Here is a 26,945-nt window from a genome sequence, read left to right as displayed (position 1 = left end):
GGAATCCACCTTCTTCCAAGGAGAGCCGTGAGAACAACAGGCACTGTCCATAGAAGACGAATCCGCGTCGGCGCGATCGCCGTCGCCGCAGTCACCGCCCTGACCGCGGGCCTGCTCGGCGTCGCCAGCGCCCAAGCGAAGAGCGAGCCGCACGCCCCGCCGGACCATGCGGTCACGGCGATGGAGCAGGTCGCGGCCATGCAGCCGGGCTGGAACGTCGGCAACACCCTCGACGCCTTCGGCGGTACCGGCGGTGAGACCGCCTGGGGCAACCCGCTGATCACCGAGGAACTCCTCCAGACCATCAAAGCCGAGGGCTACAACTCGATCCGCCTCCCGGTGGCCTGGGACTACGAGCACACCGGCCCGGGACCGGACTACACGATCGCCCCCGAGCGCATGGAGCGGGTCGCGCAGGTCGTCGACTGGGCGATCGCGAACGACCTCCAAGTGCTGGTCAACATCCACGACCAGATGTTCACCAAGGAGCTGCCGGACGACCGCGAGAACGTGCTGGCGAAGTTCAACGCGATGTGGACCCAGATCGCCGAGCGGTTCAAGGACTACCCGTCCGAGCTGTCGTTCGAGAGCATCAACGAACCGCAGTTCCCCACTGACGAGGCCAACCAGGACGCCCACACCGCCACGCTCAACGTCGCCTTCCACGAGGTCGTCCGCGCCACCGGCGGGAAGAACGCGGACCGGCTCCTGGTGCTGCCGACATGGGTCACCAACTCCGAGCAGCCGCACCTGGACGCGCTCAAGGCCACCATCGACGAGCTCGACGACGACATGATCGCCGCGACCGTCCACTTCTACGGGTTCTACCCCTTCAGCGTCAACGTCGCCGGGGTCACCACCTACGACGAGGCGACCCAGCAGGACCTCGAGAACACCTTCCAGCGCGTGAACGACACGTTCGTCGACAACGACATCCCGGTCATCGTCGGGGAGTGGGGCGTCCTCGGCTACGACTACACGCGCCCCGGCGCTCCCCAGTCCCAGCAGTACGGCGAGCTCCTGAAGCTCTTCGAGGGCATCATGTACCAGGCCCGGGAGCAGCACCTGACTTTGATGCTGTGGGACGCCGGCTCGTACCTCAACCGCCACACGCTCGAATGGCGCGACCCGCACCTGTACTCGTACATGGACTCGGGTCTGACAACGCGTTCGGGCACGGCCTCGTTCGACTCGATCTACCTCGAGAAGGCCGGGACCATCGCTGACGAGTCGCTCACGCTCAACCGCAACGGCCTCGAGTTCCGGGGCCTGTGGCAGGGGGACACGGAGCTGGCCGAGGGCGAGGACTACACGGTCGAGGGCGACACGCTCACCCTCACGGCCGCCGCGCTCACCCGCCTCTCCGGCGACCGGGAGCACGGCGTGAACAGCACCATCGAAGCCCGCTTCTCGGGCGGTGTGCCGTGGCGGATCAACGTCATCACCTACGAGGCGCCGCAGATCGCCGACCTCACCGGGACCACGGAGCCCGTACCTTGGTCCCAGTGGGAGGCCTGCAATGCCTCGTGCTTCGCGATCCCGACCGAGTTCAACGGCGACGAGCTTTCCACGATGGAGGCCAAGTACGCCGACGGCACCAATGCCGGGCCCCACACGTGGACCGCCTTCAAGGAGTTCTGGTGGACCTACCGGCCCGACTACGACGCGGGCACGATCAGCCTCACCCCTGACTTCCTCAACGAGGTCAGGGACGACGAGCCCGTCACCCTCACCTTCCACTTCTGGGGCGGCGGCACGATCGACTACACGATCACCAAGACCGGCACGACCGTGACCGGAACCAACGCTTAAACAGCGACCTACCCGGGTGCGTGGGCGAGTGCCCACGCACCCGGAGGCGGGTTCACGGTTGCATGCAGCGAACGAGTCGAATACGGCAGCGGACGACCCGCGCCGCTCTCAGTGCTCGACCCAAGCCTGAGCACCGGCTCCGATGCGTCGACGCATCAACATATTCCCATCGAGAGCGGACTGGTAAATGACATCGCAAACCCCGTTGCACCGTGACGAGGATCCGGCCTTCGAGTGGGCTCTCCCCGGGCTCCACCTGCAATTTGCCCACCGCGACGACCGGCCCGTGCGGCTGGTGCGCCTCGCGACCGCACCAGAGGCGCCCTCAGCGGCCGCACCCTGGGCGGTCGTCGACGTCACCACCGCCGGCGTCGAGCAGGACGCCTCCAACGACCAGGCCCTCCTCTACTCGAGTGCCGGGCAGCGGCTCCGCTACGCGGGCCACGAATCGGACGAGACCGAGCTGCGCATCCGCCAGCGCGCCCCGGAGTTCGGCATCGAGGTCGTCTCCGTCTTCCGCGCCGCGGGACCAGGACTCCAGATCCGGCACACCGTGCGCAACACGGCCGACCGGAGTCTCGTGCTGCTCTCGGTGAGCTCGGCGCTCGTGGCCGTGCCCGCCGACGGCGCGCACGACCTCCTCTGGGGTGAGAGCGAATGGCGCGCGGAGGGGCGCTGGCGGCAGCGCCCGTTGAGCGAGCTGCTGCCCGATATCGATCCGGCGATGCACGGCGGCCAGCACCCGCGCGGGCACTTCTCGCTGACCAGCCACGGGAGCTGGTCGACCGGTTCGTTCCTGCCGACCGGGATCCTCGCGGCCGAGACCGTCCCTTCGATCGCGTGGCAGGTCGAGACCAGCGCGGGCTGGCACTGGGAGGTGGCGCAGACCGGGGCCACGGTGACCGTGGGCGTGCATGGTGCGACCGACAGGCACCACCAGTTCGCCGCGCGCCTGGCGCCGGGCGAGGCGTTCACCTCGGTGCCCGCGGGCGTCTGCGTCACCGACGGCGGCCGGGACGCGGCCTTCGCCGCCCTCACCGGCTACCGGCGCGCGATCCGCGAGGCGCGCCCGGTCGAGGCAAGGCTGCCCGTGGTCTACAACGACTACATGAACACCCTCATGGGCGAGCCGTCGACGGAGAAGCTGCTGCCGCTCATCACTTCGGCGGCCGAGGCCGGCGCGGAGTACTTCTGCATCGACGCGGGCTGGTTCGCCGCGCTCGAGGGCAGCTGGTGGACCAGTGCAGGCGAGTGGCTCGAAGCTCCCGAGCGGTTCACCGGCGGCCTGCTGCATGTCATTGACGCCATCCGCGCCAGCGGCATGCGTCCAGGCCTGTGGCTCGAACCCGAAGCAGTGGGGATCCAGTCGCCGATGGCGAAGCGGCTGCCGGACGAGGCGTTCTTCCAGCGGTTCGGCGAACGGGTGATCGTGTCGGGGAACTTGCAGCTCGACCTGCGGCATCCGGCAGCGCGCGCGCACTTGGACGAGACGGTCGACCGGCTGGTGGACGAGTTCGGGCTCGAGTTCTTCAAGCTCGACTACAACCGGAACATAGGCGCCGGCACCCAAGTGGACGCCGACGCACCAGGGGCCGGGCTGCTCGGCCACACCCGTGCCTTCCGCGACTGGCTGCTCGGCGTGCAGGCCCGGCATCCGGGAGTGCTGCTCGAGAACTGCGGTTCGGGCGCGATGCGCATGGACTACCACCTCCTTTCGGTGGCGCATCTGCAGTCGACCTCTGACCAGGAGGACTTCCGCAAGTACGCGCCGATCGCAGCGGCCGCTCCCGCGAGCGTCCTTCCCGAGCAAGCGGGGAACTGGGCGTACCCCGCCGCGTCGATGACCTTGGAGGAGACGGCGTTCGCTATGACGGCGGGCGTCATGGGTCGGCTCTACCTCTCCGGTTTCCTCAACGAGCTGAGCGCGGAGCAGTCGGCGCTGGTACGCGAAGCCATTGCGCTGCATAAGGACTGGCGGCATCGCATAGCCGGGTCGCATCCGGTGTGGCCGCTGGGACTTCCGGGCTGGGGGGACGACGTGATCGCGCTGCAACTCGAAGCCGGATCCGAGTCGCTGCTGGCGCTGTGGTCGCGCGGTGAGGCTGCCGAGGTCGCGCTGCCAAGCCTGCGCGGGCAGGACTTGAAACAGGTCTACCCGGTCGCCTTGCCGGAGTGGACGATCCGCACCGACGGCGAGACACCGGTCATCGAGCTGCCGACGGGACCCGCCGCCAGGATCTTCACAACGCAGCGGTGATCCAGGATCCAAAGCCGGGCCGCCGGAGCCTGCTGCGCGGTCATTTCAACCGGCGGCAGCATCACCGCGGCGGCCCGGCCCACCGACTCGGCCGCGACCAGACAGTCGACCAGGATCGTCACCGTCTCGGCTGATGTCCTGTTTCATACATCCAGGACAAAAGAAATAGGGATCATCAATGTGATGATCCCTCATGCCCTATATGTCAGTTTTTGTGGAGCTTAGGGGATTCGAACCCCTGACCTTTTCCATGCCATTGAACTAGACGTCTAGACCACTATATTTGCGCGTTGTCCACGACGGACTCGCCACCTTGCCGAAGGCGGCGACGGAGTCGACGCCGAGTACCGCGGGGCCCACCTTCGGCGGTGCCGCCGACCGCCACGGTCCGCTGCCACGACGGCGGCGGACTACGTCCATTTCGGTCTCGCTCACGATGGTGAACGGGGCTACGTCGACATGAGCGCTGCGGTAAGCCGATCTTGGAGCGGAGTTCCCTGAGTCCCCTGTCGCCGCCCAAGCGCCCCGCGCTCACCTTTCCCAGGTCGCTGCTCTCGGCGGCGGCGGCGTCGGGCGGGACCGGCGCCAGCCGCACGCCCGTCCCGAGCGCCGACCGCCAGGCGCGCTTGCGCGCCCTTGATTCAGTAGAGAAAGTTTGGACACGCGGAACCGAAGTAGTGCATGACAACCCTCGACCAGTGGGGTAAAAAGTAAGTATGGCTCTGACCACTCTTCCTGGCCTCGATCCGACGGAAGTCGCCCTCGAATCGCCGGTGTATTTGGCGCAAAAGTTCCTTACGGCGGCTTATGACTCAGTCGATAGCCTCATCGCAACCACCTACCCGGCCCTGCGAGGTCAGCGAACCGGAACCCGGGGTGCGCTGACGGACCCGGAACAGGACCTTTTCAGAGCCGCTGTGGTTTTTGCGGGAGCCGGGGTGGATGCTGTGCTGAAGGAAGCAATCAGGCATTGTGTCTCGATTCGGATTGAGAACTCAGAAACCGCCAGTGAGAAGTACCTAGATTTCATTGAGCGGTATCTCAAGGATGGGCAAGACCTAGCTCCTCGTAAACTAGCTGCCCTGTTGGTAAGCAAGACTCCTGGTGAAGATCTTCAGGCCGCGTACGTCGAATACCTCACTGGCTCTAGCCTTCAGTCCAAGACTCAAGTAGTCAATGTCCTTTCGGCGTTGGGGCTTGATTCCGAAAAAGAGCTATATAAGGAATCGCAAAGCCTGAATGCGCTTTTTAAAGCTCGGAACGAGATCGCGCATGAAATGGACCTCACTCCTTCCTCGGTTCGCTTGCCGAGGTCGCGTAAAAAGCGTAGTCGCACTCTTCCCAGTTATGTCGAGATGTGTCATGCCGGACTTAACTACTGTCAGAAGGTACTGAATCGCCTAGAGGTCCATGTATCTTCCCAAGGGGCATTATCCTGCTAGTGCTCTAAGGCGCTCTTGGAAGTCCCTGGTGGCGTTCTCTTCCGGGAATCGCTGTTGGAGTTCGCCGGATAGTTCGCCTGCCACCATGAGCAGAGATGGCAGAGACTTCCGCTCGGACTTGAAGACCTGGTCCGCCTGCTCGATGGCCTGGTCAAGTTCGCCCTTCCGGGCGGCCGTGATCGCGAGGACGAGGCGAGCCTCCTGGTTCCTCATCGGCGAAATCTCGATGCCGTTGGGCGTCGTCCCGAACTTGATCACTTCGCCCGCGTACTGGGTCGCGAGGTCGTAGTCCTGTGCCTGCGAGTACGCGTCCATGGCGTAGAACTGCCACTTGGGAAGGTCGATCGCGAAGTGGTTGTCCGAGCGCGAGGGTGCTTCGAAGCGCTCCAGGATCACGGCCCCTTCGTCGAGTGCCCTGCGCACGCCCTGAACGTCTCCGAGCCGACCGAGCGCCTTGGCCTCCTGCCCGATGAGCTGGACAGCAACATTGTGCCCTGCCGCAAGGTGGCGGCCCTCGGCGACCGCGTTGAGGACGTCGGGATAGCGGCCCTGGGTAAGGGCGATCCACGCTTTCATTTCGAGCGCCCAACCGTGGATTTCAGGCGCTCCGGCCTCAACGCCGAGGTTCGATGCCATGATGCGGGTTGCCTCGGCGGAGGCCCGCATACCGAGGTCGTACTCAAGGCAGCCAATGAGCAGCGCGAGCCATCCGGCGTTGATCAAGAGTTCCCTGTGAGCTTGCAGCCCAACAGGTTGCTTCATCAAGCGAGCGACTTCACGAAGCCACCTGTGTCCCTCCGCGCGGAGCTGGGTCGGGTCGGTGGTGGCGTACTGGCAACAGAGGTCTTCAACCGTGGACCTGAGGGCTTCAATGGTGGTGCTGCTGGTGTCGGTCGCGCGGATGCGTTCTAGGAGTTCCACCGTTTCGTTGGGGCGAAGATCCCGGGCGGCGGCGATATCGAGGTGCGCGGCTCCGATGAGGTCGCCCCGGGCGTTCAGTAGTTCGTCACAGCGTTGGGCAACGCCCTCGGACGGCTTCTGGCGACCGTTGATGAGCTTCGATAGGTGGCCCTTGTTGCACGGGATGGCGGCGGCAAGCCGGTTCTGTGACCAGCCCCGTTCGAGGAGGAGGCGGCGCAGCGTCTCGGCGAACAATGACCTCATCCCTCCATCGTGGGGTTGCCTAGTTGCCAACGTCAACGAGGCAACCTAGAACGTCTGGGCAACTTCTGCCGCACCTGGGACCTTGGTCCCATGATGGCACAGATTTCAAGGACCCAGGCAGCGGAGATTATTGAGCGAATCGAGGCAATGCGCGTTCAGGTGCGAGGCATCAACAAGCGCGTCACTGCTCTTGAGTCCGCTGATTCTCAAGCCGGGCAACGCGGTCCGACAGACCGGTGATCTCGGCTTGAAGCTCTTCGAGCTGGGCAAGGATGGCTTCCCCCGCGTCAACCTCCGCCGGAGCGTCCGTTTGGACGCCGTCTCGTTCGAGGACGAGCGTCCCGCGCCCCTGGATGGCCTTCACAAGGTCCTCGCTCTCCAGAACCTCGATGGCGGCTCGCACGGTCATTCGCGCGGCCTTGAACTCCTGGTCCGCGAGGATCGTCTGAGACGGCAGGTAGGTCCCCATCGGGTACTTGCCGCTCAAGATGCGTTTGCGCAGCTCATTCGCGATGCGCAGATAGGTCGGGTTCCTGCTGTCGTTGCCGTCGCTCATGGCGGAAGTCTAGCTCACTAGAGGTCTCACAGCCTAGATGAGCTGGAGTGCTTGACTAGTGGTCTAGACGTATGGTCTACTGGATTGCATCAAGGCCGCTTCCCACCTCGACGCCAGGGAGAACCGCATGAAGACCTCAATCGCAACGCCGGACCGGCCGGAGTGGTTCGACGCTGAGCCGACGTTCGCTGACCTCGACGCCATCGAGATCGAATGGCCCCGGATTGAGGCCGACCTCGCCGAGCTCGAGCGCGACCTCACGGATCCTGCTCCGGAGCGGTTCGTGGCCTTCGACATTGACCGAGTCCTCGGCGACACCACCGCGCCCGGCCTCCCGACCTTCTCACTCTCCTAGGGGCACAACGTGACGACCTTCATCGAGACCCGCGCCGAGGCCCCGGCCTTCCTGGCCGCCGAGCCCGCACCCGCGGCTCCGGTCGCCGACCGCGTGACCGCCCGCCCGACCGTCGAGGCGGCCTGGTGGCTGGTCCTTGGTGAGACGCCCGGGCACGCCGCGATCACCGGCGTGTTCTACGCCGTCTGCCTCATCGCCGCCGTCTTCGGACAGTCCCTCGTCGGGACCGCCGTCCTCGGCCTGGCCCTGTGGTTCGCCCTCACGCTCGCTTGCGCGCTGGAGCTGGCCGGGGTCAAGTTCGCCTACGACGCCGCCGTGGCCCGCGCTGCTGGGGAACACGCCATCGTCCCCCAGGCCCTCTCCTACGTCCTGGCCGCGATCGCGGTGGGCGTCAACATCTTCGGGCACCTGGTCATGGGCGACGCGTTCGGCGCGGCCGTCTTCGGGCTGTTCTCCGCCCTGGCGTTCATCGCCTTCACGATCCGCGCTGAGTTCCGCCGCCGCCAAGCCGACCGCGCCGCCGGGAAGGCCGCGCACCCGACCCCGGCCTACGGCCTCGGCCGTTGGATCACTCAGCGGGCAATCACCAAGCGCGCCAAGGCCCTCGCCGCCGCCGACCCCACCCTGGGCCTGTACGGGTCGCTGGCCGCCGCCGAGGCCGCCATCGCCACCGAGGCCCGCCGGGCCGAGATCGCCGGACTGCTCCGCCGCAAGGCCTTGGCCGACTTCAACGGCGACAAGCTCCGCGCCTCCCTCTACGTCGCCCAGTACGACCTGGACCGGATCGCCGCCGAGCTGTGCGAGCAGGCCGACCACACCGCAGCCGTCACCGACATCGCCGCCGACCTCAACGCCGGACGCACCACCACGGCACCGGCCCGTACCGCGTCGACCGCCGACACGACCGCTCCGGCCCCGGCCCCGGCCCCGAAGGCGCGCCAGACCCGTACCAGTACGGCCAAGACCAAGCGCACCAACACTGCCGACGACGCCGCCTTGGTCGCCCGCCTCCGCGCCCTCGCCACCGAGACCGGTACGGCCGTCTCGATTAACCGAGCCCGTACCGAATTCCGCATCGGTACGCCCCGCGCCACCCGCCTGGTCGGCCTCGCCGCCGACCCCGCTTACACCCTCCCGGCCGAGACCCTGGCCACCGACTGACCTGTCCACCCGGGGCGGTGCGGCTCTGCTGCTCGCCGTACCGCCCCACACCTCTCCGAACCTGAAGGGAGCCAATGACAATGACTATCGAGAACTTCGACTGGCAGGCCCGCGAGGCCGAGCTCAACGCCGCCAAGGCCGCACCCGAGATCGAGACCATCGAACCGGCCGACGACTACACCGACGCCGCCACGATCCCCGTGGACAGCGCCGAAGCGATCCGGGCGTGGAACGCACCCGAAGCCGACCGCCGGGCCCCGATCCTCCCGGCATGGGTCCTGTCCCGTACCGGTCTGGCTGCCGAGCTGACCCGCTTCGGGAAGCTCATGGCGTACCGGTGCGGCTACCACGCCGTGCGCCTCCCGGTTTACGGCCTGCGCCTGGCTGCCTGGTCCCCGGTCGGTACGGCCCGCGTGGTCGGCGCGGTCTGGCGGTGGGCCTCGGATGCCGAGGGACGCCCCATCCGCTCCGACGCAGTCACCGCGCACGACTACGCCGCGTATCAGGGTTTGGTTCGCCTGCGGGACCGCCACGTCCGGTTCCGTGGCGCACTCACCACCACGGCCGCCCTCGGCCTTACCGGCGCGGGCGTGTATGTCGGCCTCGGCACGCCCGACCCCGTCGCGTGGACCGCCCTGGGGTCGACCGTCGCCGCCCTCGGACTGGCCGGGAAGCCCGCCGACAAGCCGCTCGTCACCCGTGCCGTGGTCAAGGCGAAGCTGCGCCCGCTGACCGCGCCCATGGTCGAGAAAGCCCTGTCCCGCATCGGCATCGCCGCCCTTTCGGCCATGTCCAAGGGCGGGGAAGGCGTGCACTTCCCCGACCCCATCACCCGCGACGGGGCGGGCTGGCGGGCCGTCATCGACCTGCCCGCCGGGACGACTGCCGTTGAAGTCATCGACAAGCGCGACAAGCTCGCCGCCGCCCTCGCTCGCCCGCTCGGCTGCGTGTGGCCCGAAGGCCAGTCCGAAGTGCACCCGGGCCGCCTCGCGCTCTGGGTTGGAGACACCGACCTGGCCGAGGCCAAGGCCGTTACCTGGCCGCTCGCCAAGTCCGGCACCGTCGACCTGTTCGCGCCCTTCCCGCTCGGCGTTGACCCGCGCGGCCAAGCCGTCACCGGTGAGCTGATGTTCACGAACTGGCTGGTCGGCTCGATCCCGGGCATGGGCAAGACGTTCCTGGTCAAGCTGCCCGTGCTCGCCGCCGGGCTCGACGCCCGCGCCGAGGTCCAGGTCTTCGAACTCAAGGGCACTGGTGACCTCGCCTTCGCCGAGCAGTACGCCACCCGCTACGCCTCCGGCGCTGACGACGACGAGATCGAGGCCGCCCTCATCGCCTTGCGCGACTTGCGGAACGAATGCAAGAAGCGCGCCCGGATCATCAAAGACCTGCCCAAGGACATGTGCCCAGAGAACAAGGTCACGCCCGAACTGGCCTCCCGCAAGGGGCTCGGCCTCCACCCGCTCGTGGTCGCCATCGATGAGTGCCAAGAGCTGTTCTCCCACCCCGAGTTCGGGAAGGAGGCCGCCGTCCTGGCCGAGAAGATCGTCAAGCTCGGCCGCGCCCTCGGCGTCATCCTCATCCTCGCCACCCAGCGGCCCGACAAGGACTCGCTCCCTACCGGCGTGTCCGCGAACGTGGGTACGAGGGCGTGCCTGCGGGTCATGGGCCAGGTCGAGAACGACATGATCCTCGGCACGAGCGCCTACAAGAACGGCATCCGCGCCACCATGTTCACCAAGCGCGACCGGGGCGTGTTCTACCTGGTCGGCGCCGCCGACGAACCCTTGATCGTCAAGGGCGCGTTCGTGGACGGACCCAAGGGCGAAGCCATCGCCGCCCGCGCCCGCGCACTGCGCATCGAGCGCGGCACACTCACCGGCCACGCCGCCGGGGAAGTCGCCGCTACCGTCGCCCCCGCCTTCGACCTCCTTGACGACCTCAACGCCGTGTGGCCCGCCGGGGAGGCCAACGTGTGGAACCTGGTGCTCGCCGATCGCCTCGCCGAGCTCCGACCCGGTGCCTACGGACAGTGGACCGATCTGGCGGACGCGGCCAAGACTGAGGCGCTGACCGCCGCCGTGAAGCCCTACGGCCTGTCGACCAAGGGCGTCTCACGCCGCCTGGACGGCGAGCTGACCAACCGGCGCGGCCTCGCGAAGGCCGACCTCGACACGGCCCGCGAGGGCCGATCCGGGGGCCGCTAGGAGCCGCTACCGCTAGCGGGCCCTGCGCTATCGATAGCGGGCCCGCTAGCACCAAAAACGATCACTGACCTGGGTGTTAGCAGATAGCACCCCTCCCTGACCTCACCCAAAATCCGCTCGAAAGGACCGCTCGTGACCCTCTCTCTCGCCGCTACCGCCCTCTCATGGCTCATCGCCTACGCCCTCGTGTGCTGGGCCCACCCGTTCGGCCGCTGCTGGTGGTGCAAGGCCGACGGCCGCAACGCCGCCGGTTACTGCAACGCCTGCAACGGCAGCGGTCGCCGCAAGCGCCTCGGCCGCCGCCTCTACGAAGCCATCCGCCGCGAGTACCGCGACGGCACCAAGTAACCCGCCACCAGAGAGGACCCAGTGCCATGTCCACCGCCATTGAACAGCCCGCCCTGTTCGACCTCGCCGAACCCAAGGCCGTTGCAACCGCGCCCGCCGCACAGCCGCCGATGCCGGGCACCACCGCTTGGCGGCTCATCTCCCGCCGCGCCGACTGCGTCGACTGCTGGCACCAACAAGCCGCCGACCACGCCGCCGGACGGCTCCCGGCCCGTCGCGAAGCCGCCCGCGTCCAGATGACCACCGGCACGGACACGGCCGAGCTGTGCGAACGCCACGCCATTCGCCGGGGCTGGCCGGGTCGCGCCCACAAGAACCGCCGCTGACACCGCCGGGCCCGTCCTGCACGACCGGCCCGACCGATTCCAAGCACGACAAAGGGGCCTCGCCCTGCACGGCGCGGCCCCTCTAACAGAAAGTGATGTCCGCAAATGGTAGCAGCTCAGACCTATGCACCCCCGCTCACGGAAGCCTCGCTCAAGGCGTTCGTGGGGTCGTCATCCTTCCCAGACTGGAAGGCCCGCGTCGAATCGGTCGGCGGCTGCGCCCGGCCCGTCAAGCTCTTCGGTCGGCTGCGCGAGGTCGACACCAAGACCGGCCTCGTGCTGTCCCGCGAGGACCGGTCCGTGTGGGTTCGCTGCGGGACCCGCCGGGAAGCGGCCTGCCCGGCCTGCTCGGCCCGATATGAGGCCGACGCCTACCACCTCGTGCGCGCCGGGCTCTCCGGCGACGAAGAGAAGGGCGTCCCTGTCTCCGTCGCGGCCCGGCCAACGGCGTTCGTCACCCTGACCGCCCCATCCTTCGGGCCCGTCCACAACCGGCCCGGCAACCGGCCCTGTGTCTGCGGTGCCTGGCACATGGAGGCCGACACCCGGCTCGGTTCCCCGGTCGACCCGACCACCTACGACTACGAGGCCGCCGTCCTCTGGAACAACCACGCCTCGGCACTGTGGGCCGACTTCACCCGACGCCTGCGCCGCGCCCTCGCCCACGCCGGCGGATTGACCGTCCGCGAGGCAAGCGAGGTCGTCTGCCTCTCCTACGCCAAGGTCGCCGAGTACCAACGGCGCGGGCAAGTCCACTTCCACGCCGCCGTCCGGCTCGACGGGCCCGGCGGCTGCTGTGCCGAGCCTCCGGCTTGGGCCACGGCCGAAGTGCTCGCCGATGCCGTCCGCGTCGCCGCCGTCGCCACCGAGGTGGACGCCGAGCGGGCCGACGCGAGCCCGCTCGCGCTCCGCTGGGGAACCCAGCTCGACATCCAGGCCATCGACACCGGGTCTGCGAATGCTGGGACCGGCGGGCCCGCGCAGGTCGAGGCGGGCAAGGTCGCCGCCTACATCGCCAAGTACGCGACCAAGTCGACTGGTGTCACGAGCGGCATTGACCAGCAAGTCACGCTCGAGGACATCGACGCGTTGGAAGCCACGGCGCACGCCAAGACCATGATGCGCACCGCACTGCGGCTCGCCGAGGTCCCACACCTCGCAGACCTCCGGCTCGATCGCTGGGCCCACATGCTCGGCTACCGCGGGCACTTCCTGACCAAGTCGCGGGCGTTCTCGACCACCTTCGCCGAGCTGCGGGCCCGCCGCGCCGCCTGGGTGCTCGCCAAGAACCTGCTTGAGAACGGCCTGCCCGATGTCGTCATAGACGCCGAATGGCAAGTCATCGGCTTCGGCTATCGCACTGCCGAGGAGCACACCGTTGCCGCTGCCATTGCCGAACGGCACCAAGCGAACCGCGCCAGAGCCGCCGCCCGGCCATCTGCAACCATCGGAACGGTGGTGTCCAAGTGAGCAAACCAAAGAGCAAGGGCCGCTACGGCGAGGGCACGGTCTTCTGGGACAAGCGGCGTGGCCGCTGGGTCGCTCGCGTCTCGGCTGGCATCCGGCCGGACGGCACCCGCGATGTCCGGGTCGCCGAAGGGCACACGCCCTCTGAGGCACAAGACCGGCTCAACGGGCTCAAGGCCGAGGTCTCCGCCGGAGTCGAGGGCGGTGTCTCCTACACCGTCGCAGAGGCCTGCGAAGCGTGGTTGTCCTACGGGCTCAAGCGCCCCGACGACCACCCGACCAAGGTCAAGTACCGCTCGCTCATCAGGGCGAACATCGTGCCGCTGCTCGGCCGCGCTCGGCTCAAGAAGCTCCGCGCTGAGGACGTAGACCACTGGCTCGCCCAGGTCGCCAAGGACCATGCCACGTCCACAGTCTCACTACTGCTTGGCCTGCTGCGACGGATCATCCGGTTTGCCGAGGCGCGCGGCAAGGTCATGCGGAATGTTGCCGAGCTGGTCGACCCGCCGGAGGGGCAAGCGGGCCGCCCGTCGAAGTCGATGACGATCGAGCAGGCGCACGCGATGCTCAAGATCAGCCGTGGATCCTGGCTTCATGGCTACATCGCGCTGTCGGTGTTCACCGGTGTCCGGACCGAGGAGGCCCGGCCGCTGAAGTGGAAGCACACCCATCTGAACCCGGTAGCCGACCAAACTTGCACCTGCGGCGAGCGGCACCGCGAGACCACGGCCCCGCACGTCGAAGTGTGGCGCTCGGTCCGCACCAAGGGTGACACGAAGACACCGAAGAGCCGCCGCACGATCGCACTGCCGCGCCACGTGGTCACGATCCTGACCGCCGTCCGAGCCTCCGCCGAGATCGACGCCGAGGACGCCGGGCGGGCCCTCCGGCCTGAGCACTACGTGTTCGCCTCCGAGGCCGCCACAGTGCGCGACGCGGCCAACGTCCGCCGCGACCTCCGCAAGGCCACTAAGGCGGCCAGGCTCGAAGGCACCTGGACACCACGGGAGTTCCGGCACACCTTCGTCTCGATCATGTCCGACGCCGGAGTCCGGGAGGAGCTCATCGCGAACCTGGTCGGGCACAAGCGAACTTCAACAACGCGGACTGTCTACCGGCATCAGCTACGGCCGGTCATCACCACAGGTGCCGAGGTGCTAGACGAGCTGTTCGACAGCGGGCAGCTCGGAGCATTAGGTATCAGAAATCCGAGTTCTGACCTGCGGATACATTGACCGATCGGTAGCAAATTGGGTAGCAAACGGGCCACAAGGGAAACCCTTGCGGCCCGTTTTGCCTGTTCATAGCTGTGGAGCTTAGGGGATTCGAACCCCTGACCTTTTCCATGCCATGGAAACGCGCTACCAACTGCGCCAAAGCCCCTTGATTGGCGTTCCAGAGGCCTAGACCTTGGAACCGGGACTAGTTTACACAGTGTTCGGGGGCCGCCCCAGGGAGGGGCTGGAGACGGCGGTCACGTTGGTGAGCTGGGGGTTTGCGGCGCTGGTCGGGCGGGCTGGAAGGCGCGTTTCCATGGCATGGAGAAGGGCCCCTCGCACTCGGTGCGAGGGGCCCTGGAGGTGCTTGTCAGTCCCAGCTGAGGCCGGGGGCGTAGCGGCGGGGGCGGAGTTTGGCGACGAGTTGGGCCGCGACGTCGAAGAGGCGGCCGGTGGAGCCGGGCGGGCCGACGAGCTGGACCGTGGCGGGGGCGCCGTCGCTGCGCATGCCGACCGGGACGACCAGGGCCGGGAGGCCGGCGAGGCCGAACGGGGCGGTGAACGCGGCGGCGCTGGCGAGGTGGGTCACGTTGGCGCGCAGGGTCTCCGTGGACCATTCCTTGGCCGCCGGGGGTGCCGCGGGGAGGCCCGGGGTGATGAGCAGGTCGTAGTCCTCGAGGTCGAACCAGTCCTCGAGGTGGCGGCGGACGCGGTTGCCGTCGCCGAGGACGCCGCCGAAGAGGCCGCGGAGGTAGGTCTTCTCGCCCACGGAGACGAGCCGTTTGGTGCGCCGCTGCAGGCCGTCGGGGCCGCATTTGAGGCTGCGCAGGTACGCCGCGCAGGTCCAGGCCCCGGAGGAGGCCGGGGTCAGGCGGGCGCCGAAGCGGGGCTTCGCGCGGAACGTGTCGTGGCCGAGGTCGGTGAGGGAGCGCACGGCTTTGAGCAGCCATTTCGTGGCGTCCTCGTCGACGCGGGCGAGGAGGGGCGCAACGTTGGTGGCCGCGATCCGCAGCCGTCCGGGGTCTCCGGTGGAGCGCGGGTGGCGGTGGGTGAGGGCCGCGTAGGCGAGGGCGGCGTCCTCGACGGTGGTGGCCATGACCCCGGTGTGGGCGCCGAGCCAGTGCTCGGGGTCGGTGTTGATGTCGGCGGGCACGTGCTCGGGGCTGTAGGCGACGATGCCGCACGCGGCGGCGGCGGTGCGCACGCCGCCGGCCGAGCCGGGGCCGTCGAGGCCGATGCCGATCGGCGCGGCGCCGGTGGCGACGGCGAGCGCGGTGCCACCGCTGGGGCCGCCGATGCCGCGGTCGGGGCGCCACGGGTTGGCCGGGACGTTCCCGTCGTCGTCGGTGGCGGGCCACAGCCCGAGCTCGGAGGAGCGCCCGAAGGCGACGATCACGGCGCCGGCCCCGCGGATGCGCTGCACCGCTTGGTGGTCGGTGTCGGCGATCGGGAGGACGGCGGCGTTGGAGCCGAGCCTGGGGGCGTGTCCGGTGACGGCGAGCTGCTCGCACACGGCCACGGGCACGCCCGCGGCGGGCAGGGAGTCGCGGTTGTCGATCTCGTCGACGGCCGCGGCTTCGGCCAGGGATTCGATCTTGCGGACGCTGGTGAGGGCGCCTTCGGCCTCGCGGTGGTCCTCGATGCGGCGGAGGTGGTGGTCGACGACGATCGCGGCGTCGGCGTCGCCGCGCCGGACTGCCTTGGCTATCTGCTGCGCGGTGGTTCCCGACCAGCTCACTGCACGTCCTTCTTTCTCGCGGGGGCTGCGCTTCTCAACGGCACGGCGGTATGCCGGGCCGTCTATCCCAGTGCCTGGCGCAGGTCGGCCAGGAGGTCGTCGGCGTCCTCGATGCCGACGGACAGGCGCACGAGGTCCGCGGGGACCTCGAGGGCGCTGCCGGCGGCCGAGGCGTGGGTCATGCGTCCGGGGTGCTCGATGAGGGATTCGACGCCGCCGAGCGATTCGCCGAGCGTGAACACCTCGGTGCGGGAGCAGAGGTCGACGGCGGCCTGCTCGCCGTCCTTGTGGCGGAAGGCGATCATGCCGCCGTACCGCTTCATCTGCTTACCCGCCACGTCGTGCCCCGGGTGCGTGGAGAGGCCGGGGTAGCGGACCTCGGCGACTTTGGCGTGCCCGGCGAGGAACTCGGCGACGGCTTCGGCGTTGTCGCAGTGGCGGTCCATGCGCACTCCGAGGGTCTTGATGCCGCGCAGGGTGAGGAACGCGTCGAAGGGTCCGGCGACGCCGCCCATCGAGTTGTGGTGGAACGCGATGGCGTCGGCGATCTCGCCGTCCTGCGCGACGATCGCGCCGCCGACGACGTCGGAGTGGCCGCCGATGTACTTGGTCGTGGAGTGCACGACGAGGTCGGCGCCGAGCGCGAGCGGCTGCTGCAGGTAAGGGCTGGCGAAGGTGTTGTCGACGACGACGAGCGCGCCGGCGCGGTGCGCCAGGTCGGCGAGCTGCTCGATGTCGGCGATGTTGAGCAGCGGGTTGGTGGGGGTCTCGATCCACACCATCTTGGTGCGCGCGTTCATGGCCGAGGCGACGGCGTCGACGTCGGTGATGGAGGCGGCCGTGTACTCGACGCCCCAGCGCTTGGCGACCTTGTCGAAGAGGCGGAACGTGCCGCCGTAGGCGTCGTTGGGGATGACGACGTGGTCGCCGGGCGCGAGGAGGGCCCTGAGGATGGTGTCCTCGGCGGCGAGGCCGGACGCGAACGCGAAGCCGCGGGTGCCGCCTTCGATGGAGGCCAGGCAGGTCTCGAGCGCGGTGCGGGTCGGGTTGCCCGACCGGGAGTACTCGTAGCCGCCGCGCAGGCCGCCGACGCCGTCCTGCTTGTAGGTCGAGGTCGCGTAGATGGGCGGGACGACCGCGCCGGTGAGCGGGTCGGGCTCCTGCCCGGCGTGGATGGCTCGTGTGGAAAACCCGTGACCCTCATGCATGGTCCCTACGCTAACCGACGCGAGTACCACTGCCTATGGATAGGCACGCTATCGTGCAGACAACACTTTCCGACTTCAGTTAAGGGGCGCCTCATGGGCTTCGACGAAGTACACAAGATGGACATCACCGGTGACGGCGTCGACGAGACGGTCGGCGTGCGCCGCAACGAGGACGGCTCTGTCGAGTACCACGTGGACATCGACGGCGACGGCACCGCGGACATGAAGGCCGTGGACACCGACGGCGACGGCGTCATCGACCACGTGCTGCTGGACAACGACGGCGACGGCAAGTACGACGCGGCCGTGGTGGACGCCGACGGCGACGGCGAGATGGACGCCGTGGCCGAGAAGTAAGACCCCGCTCTTCGGCAGGCTGCATCACTGCGGGACATACCAGTCAGACTTCGCGCCGCGGACGCCCGCGCCATTGCGGCGGGCGTCCGCGGCGTCGCCGTTGCGGCCCGTATCGGGCGCGATGTCGGACCTGAGTGTCACCCTTAGTATCGGGGGCCCGCCGGAGTCCGTTTTGAAGGCCGGAGCCTGAATTGCCGGTTAATCTTCGCCGCGTTCGGCTTCGGAGCGTTCGACGCAGAACTCGTTGCCCTCGGGGTCGAGCATCGTCACCCAGCCCGTGCCGTCCTCCTTGCGGTGGTCCTCGTGGAGGGTCGCGCCGAGGCCGAGGAGCCGCTCGACCTCCTCGTCGCGGGTCGTGTCGGGCACGAGGTCGAGGTGGAGGCGGTTCTTGACGCGCTTGGGGCCGTCGGGGACGTTGATGAAGAGCAGCCCCGGGTTCCCGCCGTCCGGCCCGATGAAGTTCTCCTCGTGGTCGGGCGCGTTCGCGTACTTCGGGTGCTCGGTGTAGCCGGTGACCTCGGACCAGAACTTCGCGAGGGCGTATCCGTCCTGGCAGTCGAACGTGACTTGTCCTATTTTTGCAACCATGCGCATACGCTAACGTCTCCCGCCGACGGCTGGCGATCGTTATTCGCGCGTGACAGACTTGCCGGATGAGCACGACGCACCCGATCCTGCAGCACCCCATCGAAGGCTCCCCGGGCCCCGGCGCCGAGACCGCGTACTTCGGCATGGGCTGCTTCTGGGGCGCCGAACGCCTCTTCTGGCGCGTCCCCGGCGTCTGGACGACCTCCGTGGGCTACATGGGCGGCAACACCGAGCGGCCCTCCTACGAGGAGGTCTGCACCGGCCTGACCGGCCACGCCGAGGTCGTGAAGGTCGTCTGGGAGCCCGAAGCGGTCGCCTACGAGCAGCTCCTCAAGGTCTTCTGGGAGAACCACGACCCGACGCAGGGCATGCGCCAGGGCAACGACGTGGGCACCCAGTACCGGTCGGTCCTGTACACCACCACCTCCGAGCAGCAGGCCGCCGCCGAGGCGAGCAAGGACGTGTTCGAGCCGATCGTGCGCGCCGCCGGCCTCGGCCCGATCACGACCGCGATCCTCCCCGCCGGGCCGTACTGGCTCGCCGAGGACTACCACCAGCAGTACCTGCACCACAACCCGAACGGGTACTGCAACCACGGCCCCAACGGCCTCTCCTGCCCCGTCGGTGTCGTCAAGGCCCAAGTCGAGGTCGAACCGCCCCGCTCCTGAGTCCCGGCTCCCCCGAGTAAGGCCCCTCAGCCGAAAGTAAGGGACTGAGGGGGTCTCAGGCCCGAAAGTAAGGCGAGTAAGGGCCCGCTCGACGCGGACGACTGATGCCCCCAGCCCGGCCTCAGCCGGAGCATTGGTGTCAGGCCGGAAAACCCGGCCGACGACACCGAAGGACATCGAATGAACGACTTCGAACTCAACTACCTCCACTACGCCCGCTCCGAGGAGCTCATCCAGCAGGCCCAGAACGAACGCCGGGCCCGCGAGCTCGTCAACGCCGCCAAGGCCACCCGCCGCAGCGGCACCCACGTCCGCCACCAGGGCCTCGCGGCCCGCGTCGCCAAGGCCCTCGGCCGCGGCGAGCGGTCCGGCGAATCCGCCGGAGGACGGGGCTCCGCCCGCGTTCAACCGGCGAAATGACAGGCGCGGAACGTCATAGGCCCGTGTCATGATTGCTGACATGCCGCGCCTGGGTTCCGACCTCCCCCTGTTCGCCCGCGACGCCGAACTCGCCTCACTCCGAGACACGCTCGACGCCGCCCGCGGCGGGCGCCCCGCGACGGTCCTCGTCTCAGGCGACGCAGGGGTCGGGAAGACCCGGCTCCTCCACGAATTCACCGACAACGCCGGTGACGGTGTCCTCACCGTCACCGGCCACTGCCTTGACACCGCCGACTCCGCCCTCCCCTACCTCCCCTTCGCCGAGATCGTCGGCGCCCTCGCCCGCGACAACCCCGACCTCGCCGCGAACCACCCCGGCCTCAGCCCCCTCCTCCCCGGCCACCCCACCCCCGCCGAAGGAGACCTCGGCCGCCTCGGCCTCTTCGAGGCCTTCCACGCCGCCCTCGCCGACCTCTCCGCCGCGCAGCCGCTCGTCCTCACCCTCGAAGACCTCCACTGGGCCGACCGCTCCAGCCGCGACCTCCTCGCCTTCCTCACCTCCCGCCTCACCGGCCAGCGCGTCCTCATCCTCGGAACCTACCGGGCCGACGCCGTCCACCGCGGCCACCCGCTCCGGCCCCTCCTCGCCGAGCTCGTGCGCCTCCCCGCCGTGCAGCGCCTCCACCTCGACCCGTTCGACGCCCAGCACGCCGCCGACTTCGTGCGCGAGCTCAACACCGGCCTCGACGAGGAGACCGTCTCCAAGATCGCCGCCGCCTCCGAGGGCAACGCGTTCCTCGCCGAAGAGCTCGCCGCCGCCGAGACCCACACCGTCACCTTCGAGCTCGCCGAAGTCCTCCTCGCCCGGCTCGAACGCCTCCCCGAAGCGGCCAAGCAGGTCGTGCAGCTCGCCTCCGTCATGGGCCGGCGCTTCACCTACCAGCGCCTCAACGCCGCCGCCTGGTCGATGCTCGACGAGAACGGCCTGCGCCACGAACGCGAACTCGACCAGGCTCTGCGCGCCGCGATCTCCCACGGCATCATCGTCCAGAAGAGCGCGGACACCTACGCGTTCCGCCATGCCCTCCTCGGCGAGGCCGTCTACAGCGACCTCCTTCCGGGCGAACGCATCCGCTACCACCAGAAGATCGCCGCATCCCTCGCCGAGGACAACGGCAAAGGCGCCGAGGCCGAGCTCGCCCACCACGCCCACGAATCCGGCGACCTCCCCTGCGCCCTCTCCGCGTCCGTGCGCGCCGCCGACGAAGCCGTCGAACTCGCCGCCCCCGCCGAAGCCCTCCTCCACCTCGAACGGGCGCTCACCCTCTTCGGGAAGGTCCCCGCCGAGAAGCGGCCCGAAGGCCTCACCGAACTGCGCCTCACCGTCCGCGCCGCCTCCAACGCCGAGGCCTCCGGCGAGATCAAACGCGCCCAGTCGTACTCGGCCGCCGCAGTGCGACTCGCAGACGCCTCCGGCGACCGCCTCCAAGGCGCCTACACCCGCCGCAAGTACGCCAAGCACCTCCTCACCATCGAAGGCGGCGAGCAGGAGGCCCACCGGGTCGCATGGGAGGCATGGGAACTGGTCAAAGACGATGAGCCGCACACCATCAAGGCCTGGGCCCAGGCCGTGGTCGCGCGCACCGTCTACCACAGCCGCAAGTACGACGAGGCCGCCGAATGGTGCGCCCGCGCCATCGCCACCGCCGACGCGGTCACCGCGGCCGGCGCCGCCGCCGACCACACCGGGTCCGCCAAGCCCGACACGATGCACGACGGGCACCTCGCCGCCAAGGCCGACGCGATCCTCACCCTCAACATCGGCGCGTTCCGCCGCGGCCGGCAGACCCTCGAGGAGACCGTCGCCCGCAACGAGGAGGCCCGCGCGCTCGTGCGCGGCAAGAACTGGCACGAAGTCGAACTGCGCGCCCACTTCAACAACGGCCTCGTCATGGTCGAGGCCGCCCGCATCGGCGAGGCCCTCACCCACTTCAACCGCGGCATGGAACTGGCCCGCAGCACCGGCGACAAATGGAGCGGCTACGGCCTCGAGATCGCGGTGCGCCAAGTCATCTCCAACTACATGATCGGCCGGTGGGACGAGGTCGACGTCAACGGCGAGATGGCCTCCAGCGTCCTGCCGGGCGTCGTGCTCACCCGCCTCGCCGCCGCGGTGCTCCTCGTCGACGTCGCGCGCGGCCGCTTCGACGCCGCCGACCGGCGCCTCGACTACCTCGCCGACCGCTGGCAGCTCGACGGGCAGGTGCTCGCGCTGGCGTCGCTGTGCGGCGTCGAGCTCGACCGCTGGCGCGGCCGTCCCGAGGACGCGCTGCGCCGTGCGGAGCGCGCGACGGAGCGGATGACGCGTATGCGCGGCTACTACCTCGCAGGGGTCTCGGTGTGCGCTGCGGGCGTGGGAGCCGCCGCGGACCTCGCGCAGCGCCGCCGCCGCGAAGGCGACGTGGCCGGCGCGAAGGACGCCGTCTCGGCGGGGGAGCGCCTGGCCGAGCGGGCCCGGTTCTTCAAGGAGCACGGCCGCCCGCTGTCCGGCACGCTCGGCCCGGAGGGCCTGGCGTGGGTCGCCCAGCTCGACGCCGAGGAGTCCCGCCTCTACGGTGACGGCGCCCCGGACCTGTGGCGCGCCGCAGCAGCGGCGTTCGACTACCGCAACGCCACTGGCGTCGCCGGATCGCTTGCGGCGCAGTCGAAGTCGACTGCGAGTACGGCCGAATTCGCGGTGCACCTCGACGAGCAGGCGCGGCTGGAGCTCGCGCTGCGCGACCCGGTCGCGTCCGAGGCTTTGGCGCTGTTCGAGGCCGGGGCCGACGGTGCCGCGCCGGAGGACCGGACCTGGGCCGAGCCGTACCGGCAGGCGCTCGCGCACTGGCGTCTCGTGGAGGCGCTGCTGGCGGTGCCCGCAGCCGAGGCGCGCACGGAGGCCCTCGCGGTGCTCACTGAGGCGAAGGCGACCGCGCTGCGGCTGGGCGCGGCCCCGCTGGCCCAGGAGCTGTGCGCGCTCGCGGAGCGGGCGGGCCTCGACGCGGCGGTGCCGACGACGACGCCGTTGACGCCGCGGGAGCTGGCGGTGCTGCGGCAGGTGGCGCGCGGGCTGACGAACCGGCAGATCGGTGCCGAGCTGTTCATCTCCGAGAAGACCGTCAGCGTGCACCTTTCGCGGGCGATGGCGAAACTCGAGGTCGCCGGCCGCGCCGCGGCGGTGAACGCCGCCCACCTGCGCGGCTACCTCACCGAGGACTGACCCCGCGCGGCTTCGGCGCTCCTGCAACCACTTTCACCTGCGATCATTCCCGCTTGTTCGTCCTGGCGATGGTGGCGGCGCGGCGCGCTCCGCGCACATACGGGCGGCCCCGGGTACCCACCCGTTCCCACCTTCACCACTACCAGTGAAAAAGGCCAGGCTCCCAGACGGGTGCGACGGCCGGCTGCGCATATGCGGTCGCAGGGGTTCGAACAGTGCGGGCGAATCCGGGCAAAACGGGTGCAGGCGGGCCGACGAGTTCATGCGAAAGCGTGAACGAAGACGAGCGGCGCTCGCCCTGCACCGCTACCGGAGGTTGACGCGAGCCCTCGGCGTAGTCCCCGGGTGGTACGCGGATTGCCTTCCTCCGCCCGATGTAACGCGCGAGCCGCCGCACGACCATTGCAGCCATGAAGCGGCGCAAAGCACTGAAGTGGACCCTCATCGGCGTAGGGGGCGGTGTCGGGGCGGTCGTGCTCGGCGGGGCCGGGACCCTCGGATACGTCTGGAACAAGTCGAAGCTCGAGACCGTCGGCGAGGTCGACTTCGACACCCCGCTGGCCGTCCCCCCGCTCGCCGAGTCGACCCCGGACGCGTCGGGCGCGCGGGTCTTCAACCTCGAGATCCAGGCCGGCACCGTCGCCTTCAAGGACGGCCGCGAGACCGAGACCTGGGGCGTCAACGGCCCCTTCCTCGGCCCGACCATCCGCGCCAAGCGCGGCGAGGAGGTCGCCTTCGCCGTGCACAACGGCCTCGACGAGGGCACCTCGATCCACTGGCACGGCATGCACCTGCCCGCGGTCATGGACGGCGGCCCCCACCAGGAGGTCGAGCCCGACGGCGTCTGGGCTCCCCAGTGGACTATGAACCAGCCCGCCGCGACCCTCTGGTACCACCCGCACCCCCACGGCCGCACCGGCGCCCACGTCTACCGGGGCCTCGCCGGGATGTTCATCGTCGACGACGACGAGTCCGAGGGCCTGAACCTCCCGTCCGAGTACGGCGTGGACGACCTGCCGATGATCGTCCAGGACCGCAAGTTCAACGACGACAACCAGTTCGACGACAAGTCCTCCTTCATGAGCATGCAGGGCATCCTCGGCGACGAGATCATGGTCAACGGCACCCTCGGCCCGTACGTCGACGTCACCACCCGCCTCGTGCGCCTGCGCCTGCTCAACGGCTCCGTCTCGCGCCTGTACAACTTCGGGTTCAGCGACGACCGGCCGTTCTCCCTGATCGCCACCGACGGCGGCCTCCTCCCGACCGCCTGGGAGACCGACCGCCTCCAGCTCTCGCCGGGCGAGCGCGCCGAGATCGTCGTCGCCTTCGAGCCCGGCGAGACAGTGGTGCTCCGCTCCAACCCGGCCGACGCGGGCTACGAGGCCCCGCTCGGGCGCTTCAACGGCGCCGACGACCGGCTCGACATCTGCGAGTTCCGGGCCGCCGGCACCCTCGCCGACGCCACCGAGATCCCCGAGACCATGGGCGCCGCACCGGACCTGGCCGACGCCGAGGTCGCCGCCGAGCGCTCGTTCTCGCTCTCGGGGTTCAGCCAGATCAACGGCGAGTCCATGGACCCCATGCGCATCGACTTCGGCGTCCGCGAGGGCACCGTCGAGGTCTGGGAGGTCGAGAACGCGGACGGCTTCATGCACAACTTCCACGTCCACGACGTGCAGTACCAGGTGCTCACCGTCGACGGCCGGGAGCCGCCGCCGCGCCTGCGCGGCTGGAAGGACACCGTCCAGCTGCTGCCGCAGGTCAAGTACCGGCTCGCGATGCACTTCGCGGACTACACCGACCCGAACCTGCCGTACATGTTCCACTGCCACATCCTCGCCCACGAGGACTCGGGGATGATGGGCCAGTTCGTGGTCCTCGGCGAGAACGAGGAGATCGGCACCGTCCCCGCCAGCGCGTCCGCGAACTCCCACGGCGGGCACTGAGCCGCCCCGGGCCGCAAGGGCCCGGGGACAGCAGCGGCGCCGGACCGGTATCCGTAGGCACCACGTGAACCGGTCCGGCGCCGCACCATCCTTAGAGGACGTACATGCCGATGAGGTTGGCCAGGGTCTTCACATCGGCCCGGCCCTTGAACTCGAACCGGACCTTGCCGAGGCCGCTGAACCACAGGTCCAGTTCGGCGTCGAGGTCGAGCGTCCCGGCCGTCTCCACCGAGAACGCCTGGATCTTGCTGTAGGGCAGCGAGGTGTAGTCGCGCTTCTTGCCGGTGATGCCCTGCACGTTCACGGCGATGACCCGCTTGTCGGTGAAGACCACGGAGTCGCGCACGCCCTTGAACGCCGAGACCAGGTGCTCGCCGGGCACGAGCAGCGGCTGCAGTTCGGCGGCGATGCCCGCCGGGTCGACCCGCTGGAGCTTGAAGAGCGAGCCGTTCGCGAAGTCGATCATCAGAGGGTGCAGTCGGCGATGTGCTTGGCGATCGCGGGCAGGTCCACGTTCTCCTTGAACTCGAACCGGACCTTGCCGAGCCCGCTGAACCACAGGTCGAGTTCGCCGTCGTTGTCCATCAGGCCGTCGGTCTCGACCGAGTACGCCTGGATCTTGTTGTAGGGCAGGGAGGCGTAGTCCTTCTTGCGGCCGGTGATGCCCTGGACGTTCACGGCGATGACGCGCTTGTTCGTGAAGATCACGAAGTCGCGCACGCCCTCGAACGCCAGGGCGACCTCTTCGCCGTCGGCCAGCAGGGGCTGGACCTCGTCGCGGAAGCCGGGGTCGTCAGTGAGTTGGAGCTTGAAAACCGAACCGTTCTCGAAATCGATCATGCGGGCAGGATATCGGTAAGCTCCCGCCGCCGCTGCCCGGTCGATACGCTTCGGCCGCAAGCGCAGTGGCCTGCGCGATCACCACTTTGAGTGGTCGTGCCAAGGCGGCGGCCGCGGCGGCCGCGTCCTCGTACTCGACCGAGGCGTTCACGACCTCGCCCTGCTCCAGCGCGAGCTTCACGCCGATCGCGTGGCCGTCCATATCGACGTGCGTGTACCGGCGTTCGAGCGCGTACTTCTCGATCTCATAGGAGCGCATGCCGATCGTGGTGGTGTGCCGGACCAGTGCGGACCGCACCGACTCGATCGCGTCGGGACGGCACAGCACGTGGACCGTGTGCGCCGGGCGGCCCTTCTTCATGAGGATGGGCGTCAACCAGGCGTCCGAGGCCCCGGCGGCGAGCAGCGCCGCGAGTGCGGCGGGCCAGAGCCGCGGATCGAGGTCGTCCACATTGGTCTCGATGACGACGGGCTTGGCGGCGGGGGCCGCTGCGCCGTGATGCTCTGGGGGCGCAGCAGATGCGGGCTGGGCCGACGAGACGCTGTGCTCATGGCCGGGGTGGTGCGACGCTGGAGATCCGTGCTCCTGCGGTGAGGCGTGCTCGTGGCCGTGGTGCGCCGGATGCGACGCGCCCTGCGAGGAGACGCTGGGCTTGTGGCGTGCCGCAGGCGATGCGTGTTCATGTGCCGCATCGCCGTGCCCGTGCACCTCGGCCGCGTCGTGACCGTGGCCGGCAGCGTGGTCGTGTTGCCCGTGCCCGTGCCCGTGCCCGTGCCCGCTGCCATCGCCACTGCGGTGCACATGCGCCGTACCGATCCTGCGCACCGGCGCGAGCTCGCGGCCGATGACGAGGCGCAGCAGGTTCGCGCGCTCCTCGGGGTCGCGGCCGCCCGCGCCGACGCCGATCCGCTCGACCACCATCTCCGGCATCGACCCGTACTCCGCAGCAGCGGCGGCGATGATCGCCGCGCCCGTCGGCGTGCACGCCTCGTACGGCACGGCCCCGACGACCGGTGCTCCCGCGTCCGCCAGCACCCGCAGCACCGCCGGAGCGGGCAGCGGGATCGACCCGTGCGAGCCGCGCGTCGTGCCGCCGCCGACGGTCACCGTCGAGACGGTCAACCGCTCGATCCCCAAGGCGGCCAGCCCCGCCGCAGCGCCCACGATGTCCGCGATCGAGTCGAGCGCGCCCACTTCGTGGAAGTGCACGTCCTCCTCGTCGATCCCGTGCGCGGCCGCCTCCGCCGCCGCCAGCCGCGCGAACGCATCGAGCGCGAGCTTCCGGGCGGCACTGGTGAGAGCGGCACTTTCGGGAATGGCATTGTTGCGAGCGGAACTGTCGAGAACGGCATCGTCGGTCGCCGCCCCTTCGAGCATCGCCCGGATCGACCGCCAGCGGCGGTCCGTCGCGACCTCGGGGGCTTCGACGTCGACCTTCGTGGCGACCAGGCCGTGTCGCGTCACCCGGTTGGCGCGCAAGCGGATCGGTTCGGTGCCGAGCGCGTCCACAGCCGCTTGCATGACCGCCAGGTCCACTCCGGCGTCGACCAGCGCTCCCAGGAACATGTCGCCGCTCGCGCCCGCCGAGCAGTCCAGCCATGCGACCGCCGGCCCGCTTCCCTTGTGCGGCTTCACTGTGTTGTC

The 26,945-nt window shown here is 69.2% G+C and carries 23 protein-coding genes and 1 tRNA gene; 15 read left to right on the top strand and 9 right to left on the bottom strand.

What is annotated here, in order from left to right; translation table 11 throughout:
* Positions 1-27: 27 nt before the first annotated feature.
* The 3 genes from AB0I03_RS10010 (at position 28) to AB0I03_RS10000 (ending at position 5,511) form a co-directional block, all read left to right on the top strand.
* Positions 28-1,812: a cellulase family glycosylhydrolase gene (locus AB0I03_RS10010; RefSeq protein WP_360409451.1), complete on the top strand. Its 1,785-nt coding sequence runs from the start codon at positions 28-30 to the stop codon at positions 1,810-1,812.
* Between the two features lie 187 nt (positions 1,813-1,999).
* Positions 2,000-4,069, top strand: coding sequence for a glycoside hydrolase family 36 protein (locus AB0I03_RS10005; RefSeq protein ID WP_360409448.1), 2,070 nt, complete (start codon positions 2,000-2,002; stop codon positions 4,067-4,069).
* A gap of 716 nt (positions 4,070-4,785) precedes the next feature.
* The gene (locus AB0I03_RS10000) at positions 4,786-5,511 is read left to right on the top strand and encodes a HEPN domain-containing protein (protein ID WP_360409445.1); all 726 of its coding nucleotides are present in this window, start codon (positions 4,786-4,788) and stop codon (positions 5,509-5,511) included.
* Here the strand turns inward: AB0I03_RS10000 and AB0I03_RS09995 are convergent.
* Positions 5,500-6,666, bottom strand: a complete 1,167-nt coding sequence (locus tag AB0I03_RS09995) for a helix-turn-helix transcriptional regulator (RefSeq protein ID WP_360409442.1) — start codon at positions 6,664-6,666, stop codon at positions 5,500-5,502. The genes AB0I03_RS10000 and AB0I03_RS09995 overlap by 12 nt on opposite strands.
* A 190-nt stretch (positions 6,667-6,856) precedes the next feature.
* Positions 6,857-7,231: a GntR family transcriptional regulator gene (locus AB0I03_RS09990; RefSeq protein WP_360409439.1), complete on the bottom strand. Its 375-nt coding sequence runs from the start codon at positions 7,229-7,231 to the stop codon at positions 6,857-6,859.
* A 127-nt stretch (positions 7,232-7,358) separates the two neighbouring features.
* Between AB0I03_RS09990 and AB0I03_RS09985 the strand changes: the two genes are divergently transcribed.
* The 7 genes from AB0I03_RS09985 to AB0I03_RS09955 all read left to right on the top strand — a co-directional run bounded on the left by AB0I03_RS09985 (position 7,359) and on the right by AB0I03_RS09955 (position 14,330).
* Positions 7,359-7,586, top strand: a complete 228-nt coding sequence (locus AB0I03_RS09985; RefSeq protein ID WP_360409436.1) for a hypothetical protein — start codon at positions 7,359-7,361, stop codon at positions 7,584-7,586.
* A gap of 9 nt (positions 7,587-7,595) precedes the next feature.
* The gene (locus AB0I03_RS09980) at positions 7,596-8,747 is read left to right on the top strand and encodes a hypothetical protein (RefSeq protein WP_360409433.1); all 1,152 of its coding nucleotides are present in this window, start codon (positions 7,596-7,598) and stop codon (positions 8,745-8,747) included.
* A gap of 80 nt (positions 8,748-8,827) precedes the next feature.
* Entirely contained in the window at positions 8,828-10,954 is a 2,127-nt protein-coding gene (locus AB0I03_RS09975) for a cell division protein FtsK (RefSeq protein ID WP_360409430.1), read from the top strand.
* A 132-nt stretch (positions 10,955-11,086) separates the two neighbouring features.
* Positions 11,087-11,302, top strand: a complete 216-nt coding sequence (locus tag AB0I03_RS09970; protein ID WP_289957774.1) for a hypothetical protein — start codon at positions 11,087-11,089, stop codon at positions 11,300-11,302.
* 26 nt (positions 11,303-11,328) lie between these two features.
* Positions 11,329-11,628: a hypothetical protein gene (locus AB0I03_RS09965; protein WP_360409427.1), complete on the top strand. Its 300-nt coding sequence runs from the start codon at positions 11,329-11,331 to the stop codon at positions 11,626-11,628.
* A 105-nt stretch (positions 11,629-11,733) separates the two neighbouring features.
* Positions 11,734-13,098, top strand: coding sequence for a replication initiator (locus tag AB0I03_RS09960; protein ID WP_360409424.1), 1,365 nt, complete (start codon positions 11,734-11,736; stop codon positions 13,096-13,098).
* On the top strand, positions 13,095-14,330 hold the full coding sequence (locus AB0I03_RS09955; protein ID WP_360409421.1) for a tyrosine-type recombinase/integrase: 1,236 nt from the start codon (positions 13,095-13,097) through the stop codon (positions 14,328-14,330). Before AB0I03_RS09960 ends, AB0I03_RS09955 begins: the two co-directional genes overlap by 4 nt.
* A gap of 75 nt (positions 14,331-14,405) precedes the next feature.
* On the opposite strand, the gene AB0I03_RS09950 is transcribed toward AB0I03_RS09955, so the two are convergent.
* From AB0I03_RS09950 to AB0I03_RS09940, 3 genes are all read right to left on the bottom strand, one after another.
* Positions 14,406-14,478, bottom strand: a tRNA-Ala gene (locus AB0I03_RS09950).
* Between the two features lie 204 nt (positions 14,479-14,682).
* On the bottom strand, positions 14,683-16,050 hold the full coding sequence (locus tag AB0I03_RS09945) for an amidase family protein (protein ID WP_360409418.1): 1,368 nt from the start codon (positions 16,048-16,050) through the stop codon (positions 14,683-14,685).
* A gap of 62 nt (positions 16,051-16,112) precedes the next feature.
* Entirely contained in the window at positions 16,113-17,258 is a 1,146-nt protein-coding gene (locus tag AB0I03_RS09940; RefSeq protein ID WP_360409415.1) for a cystathionine gamma-synthase, read from the bottom strand.
* Between the two features lie 93 nt (positions 17,259-17,351).
* Between AB0I03_RS09940 and AB0I03_RS09935 the strand changes: the two genes are divergently transcribed.
* Positions 17,352-17,615 carry a hypothetical protein gene (locus AB0I03_RS09935; RefSeq protein WP_360409412.1) on the top strand — a complete coding sequence of 88 codons (264 nt, stop codon included), beginning with the start codon at positions 17,352-17,354 and terminating at the stop codon, positions 17,613-17,615.
* A gap of 198 nt (positions 17,616-17,813) precedes the next feature.
* Here the strand turns inward: AB0I03_RS09935 and AB0I03_RS09930 are convergent, their stop codons facing one another.
* Complete coding sequence (locus tag AB0I03_RS09930; RefSeq protein ID WP_360409409.1) at positions 17,814-18,203, bottom strand: VOC family protein; 390 nt, start codon at positions 18,201-18,203, stop codon at positions 17,814-17,816.
* Positions 18,204-18,268: 65 nt separating this feature from the next.
* Here AB0I03_RS09930 and msrA point away from each other — a divergent pair, with 65 nt between their 5' ends.
* From msrA to AB0I03_RS09910, 4 genes are all read left to right on the top strand, one after another.
* Positions 18,269-18,871, top strand: a complete 603-nt coding sequence (gene msrA / locus AB0I03_RS09925; RefSeq protein WP_360409406.1) for a peptide-methionine (S)-S-oxide reductase MsrA — start codon at positions 18,269-18,271, stop codon at positions 18,869-18,871.
* Positions 18,872-19,051: 180 nt separating this feature from the next.
* Positions 19,052-19,291, top strand: coding sequence for a hypothetical protein (locus AB0I03_RS09920; RefSeq protein WP_360409403.1), 240 nt, complete (start codon positions 19,052-19,054; stop codon positions 19,289-19,291).
* Positions 19,292-19,331: 40 nt separating this feature from the next.
* Positions 19,332-22,511 (top strand): AAA family ATPase, encoded by a 3,180-nt coding sequence (locus AB0I03_RS09915; protein WP_360409400.1) that lies wholly within the window; start codon positions 19,332-19,334, stop codon positions 22,509-22,511.
* Positions 22,512-22,921: 410 nt separating this feature from the next.
* A complete protein-coding gene (locus tag AB0I03_RS09910) occupies positions 22,922-24,460 on the top strand; it encodes a multicopper oxidase domain-containing protein (RefSeq protein WP_360409398.1) in 1,539 nt (512 codons plus the stop codon).
* A gap of 91 nt (positions 24,461-24,551) precedes the next feature.
* On the opposite strand, the gene AB0I03_RS09905 is transcribed toward AB0I03_RS09910, so the two are convergent.
* From AB0I03_RS09905 to larC, 3 genes are read right to left on the bottom strand one after another with little or no spacing between them, the layout of a single operon-like run.
* Positions 24,552-24,926 carry a PH domain-containing protein gene (locus tag AB0I03_RS09905; RefSeq protein ID WP_360409395.1) on the bottom strand — a complete coding sequence of 125 codons (375 nt, stop codon included), beginning with the start codon at positions 24,924-24,926 and terminating at the stop codon, positions 24,552-24,554.
* Complete coding sequence (locus AB0I03_RS09900; RefSeq protein ID WP_360409392.1) at positions 24,926-25,300, bottom strand: PH domain-containing protein; 375 nt, start codon at positions 25,298-25,300, stop codon at positions 24,926-24,928. Before AB0I03_RS09900 ends, AB0I03_RS09905 begins: the two co-directional genes overlap by 1 nt.
* Entirely contained in the window at positions 25,254-26,936 is a 1,683-nt protein-coding gene (gene larC, locus AB0I03_RS09895) for a nickel insertion protein (RefSeq protein WP_360409389.1), read from the bottom strand. The genes AB0I03_RS09900 and larC overlap by 47 nt, the downstream gene beginning before the upstream one ends.
* Positions 26,937-26,945: the final 9 nt, after the last annotated feature.

The organism is Glycomyces sp. NPDC021274, from assembly GCF_040641195.1.
In the GTDB taxonomy this organism is placed as follows: Bacteria; Actinomycetota; Actinomycetes; order Mycobacteriales; family Micromonosporaceae; genus Glycomyces.
This window is presented reverse-complemented; position numbering and strand designations above follow the sequence as displayed.

Excerpts from the sequence above, each read along its gene's own strand:
- AB0I03_RS09960 (WP_360409424.1), top strand. The coding sequence starts at position 11,734 with ATGGTAGCAGCTCAGACCTATGCACCCCCGCTCACGGAAGCCTCGCTC.
- AB0I03_RS09990 (WP_360409439.1), bottom strand. The coding sequence starts at position 7,231 with ATGAGCGACGGCAACGACAGCAGGAACCCGACCTATCTGCGCATCGCG.
- AB0I03_RS09965 (WP_360409427.1), top strand. The coding sequence starts at position 11,329 with ATGTCCACCGCCATTGAACAGCCCGCCCTGTTCGACCTCGCCGAACCC.
- AB0I03_RS10000 (WP_360409445.1), top strand. The coding sequence starts at position 4,786 with ATGGCTCTGACCACTCTTCCTGGCCTCGATCCGACGGAAGTCGCCCTC.
- AB0I03_RS09975 (WP_360409430.1), top strand. The coding sequence starts at position 8,828 with ATGACTATCGAGAACTTCGACTGGCAGGCCCGCGAGGCCGAGCTCAAC.
- AB0I03_RS09920 (WP_360409403.1), top strand. The coding sequence starts at position 19,052 with ATGAACGACTTCGAACTCAACTACCTCCACTACGCCCGCTCCGAGGAG.
- AB0I03_RS09915 (WP_360409400.1), top strand. The coding sequence starts at position 19,332 with ATGCCGCGCCTGGGTTCCGACCTCCCCCTGTTCGCCCGCGACGCCGAA.
- AB0I03_RS09940 (WP_360409415.1), bottom strand. The coding sequence starts at position 17,258 with ATGCATGAGGGTCACGGGTTTTCCACACGAGCCATCCACGCCGGGCAG.
- AB0I03_RS09910 (WP_360409398.1), top strand. The coding sequence starts at position 22,922 with ATGAAGCGGCGCAAAGCACTGAAGTGGACCCTCATCGGCGTAGGGGGC.
- AB0I03_RS09900 (WP_360409392.1), bottom strand. The coding sequence starts at position 25,300 with ATGATCGATTTCGAGAACGGTTCGGTTTTCAAGCTCCAACTCACTGAC.
- AB0I03_RS10005 (WP_360409448.1), top strand. The coding sequence starts at position 2,000 with ATGACATCGCAAACCCCGTTGCACCGTGACGAGGATCCGGCCTTCGAG.
- AB0I03_RS09935 (WP_360409412.1), top strand. The coding sequence starts at position 17,352 with ATGGGCTTCGACGAAGTACACAAGATGGACATCACCGGTGACGGCGTC.
- msrA (WP_360409406.1), top strand. The coding sequence starts at position 18,269 with ATGAGCACGACGCACCCGATCCTGCAGCACCCCATCGAAGGCTCCCCG.
- AB0I03_RS09930 (WP_360409409.1), bottom strand. The coding sequence starts at position 18,203 with ATGGTTGCAAAAATAGGACAAGTCACGTTCGACTGCCAGGACGGATAC.
- AB0I03_RS09905 (WP_360409395.1), bottom strand. The coding sequence starts at position 24,926 with ATGATCGACTTCGCGAACGGCTCGCTCTTCAAGCTCCAGCGGGTCGAC.
- AB0I03_RS09985 (WP_360409436.1), top strand. The coding sequence starts at position 7,359 with ATGAAGACCTCAATCGCAACGCCGGACCGGCCGGAGTGGTTCGACGCT.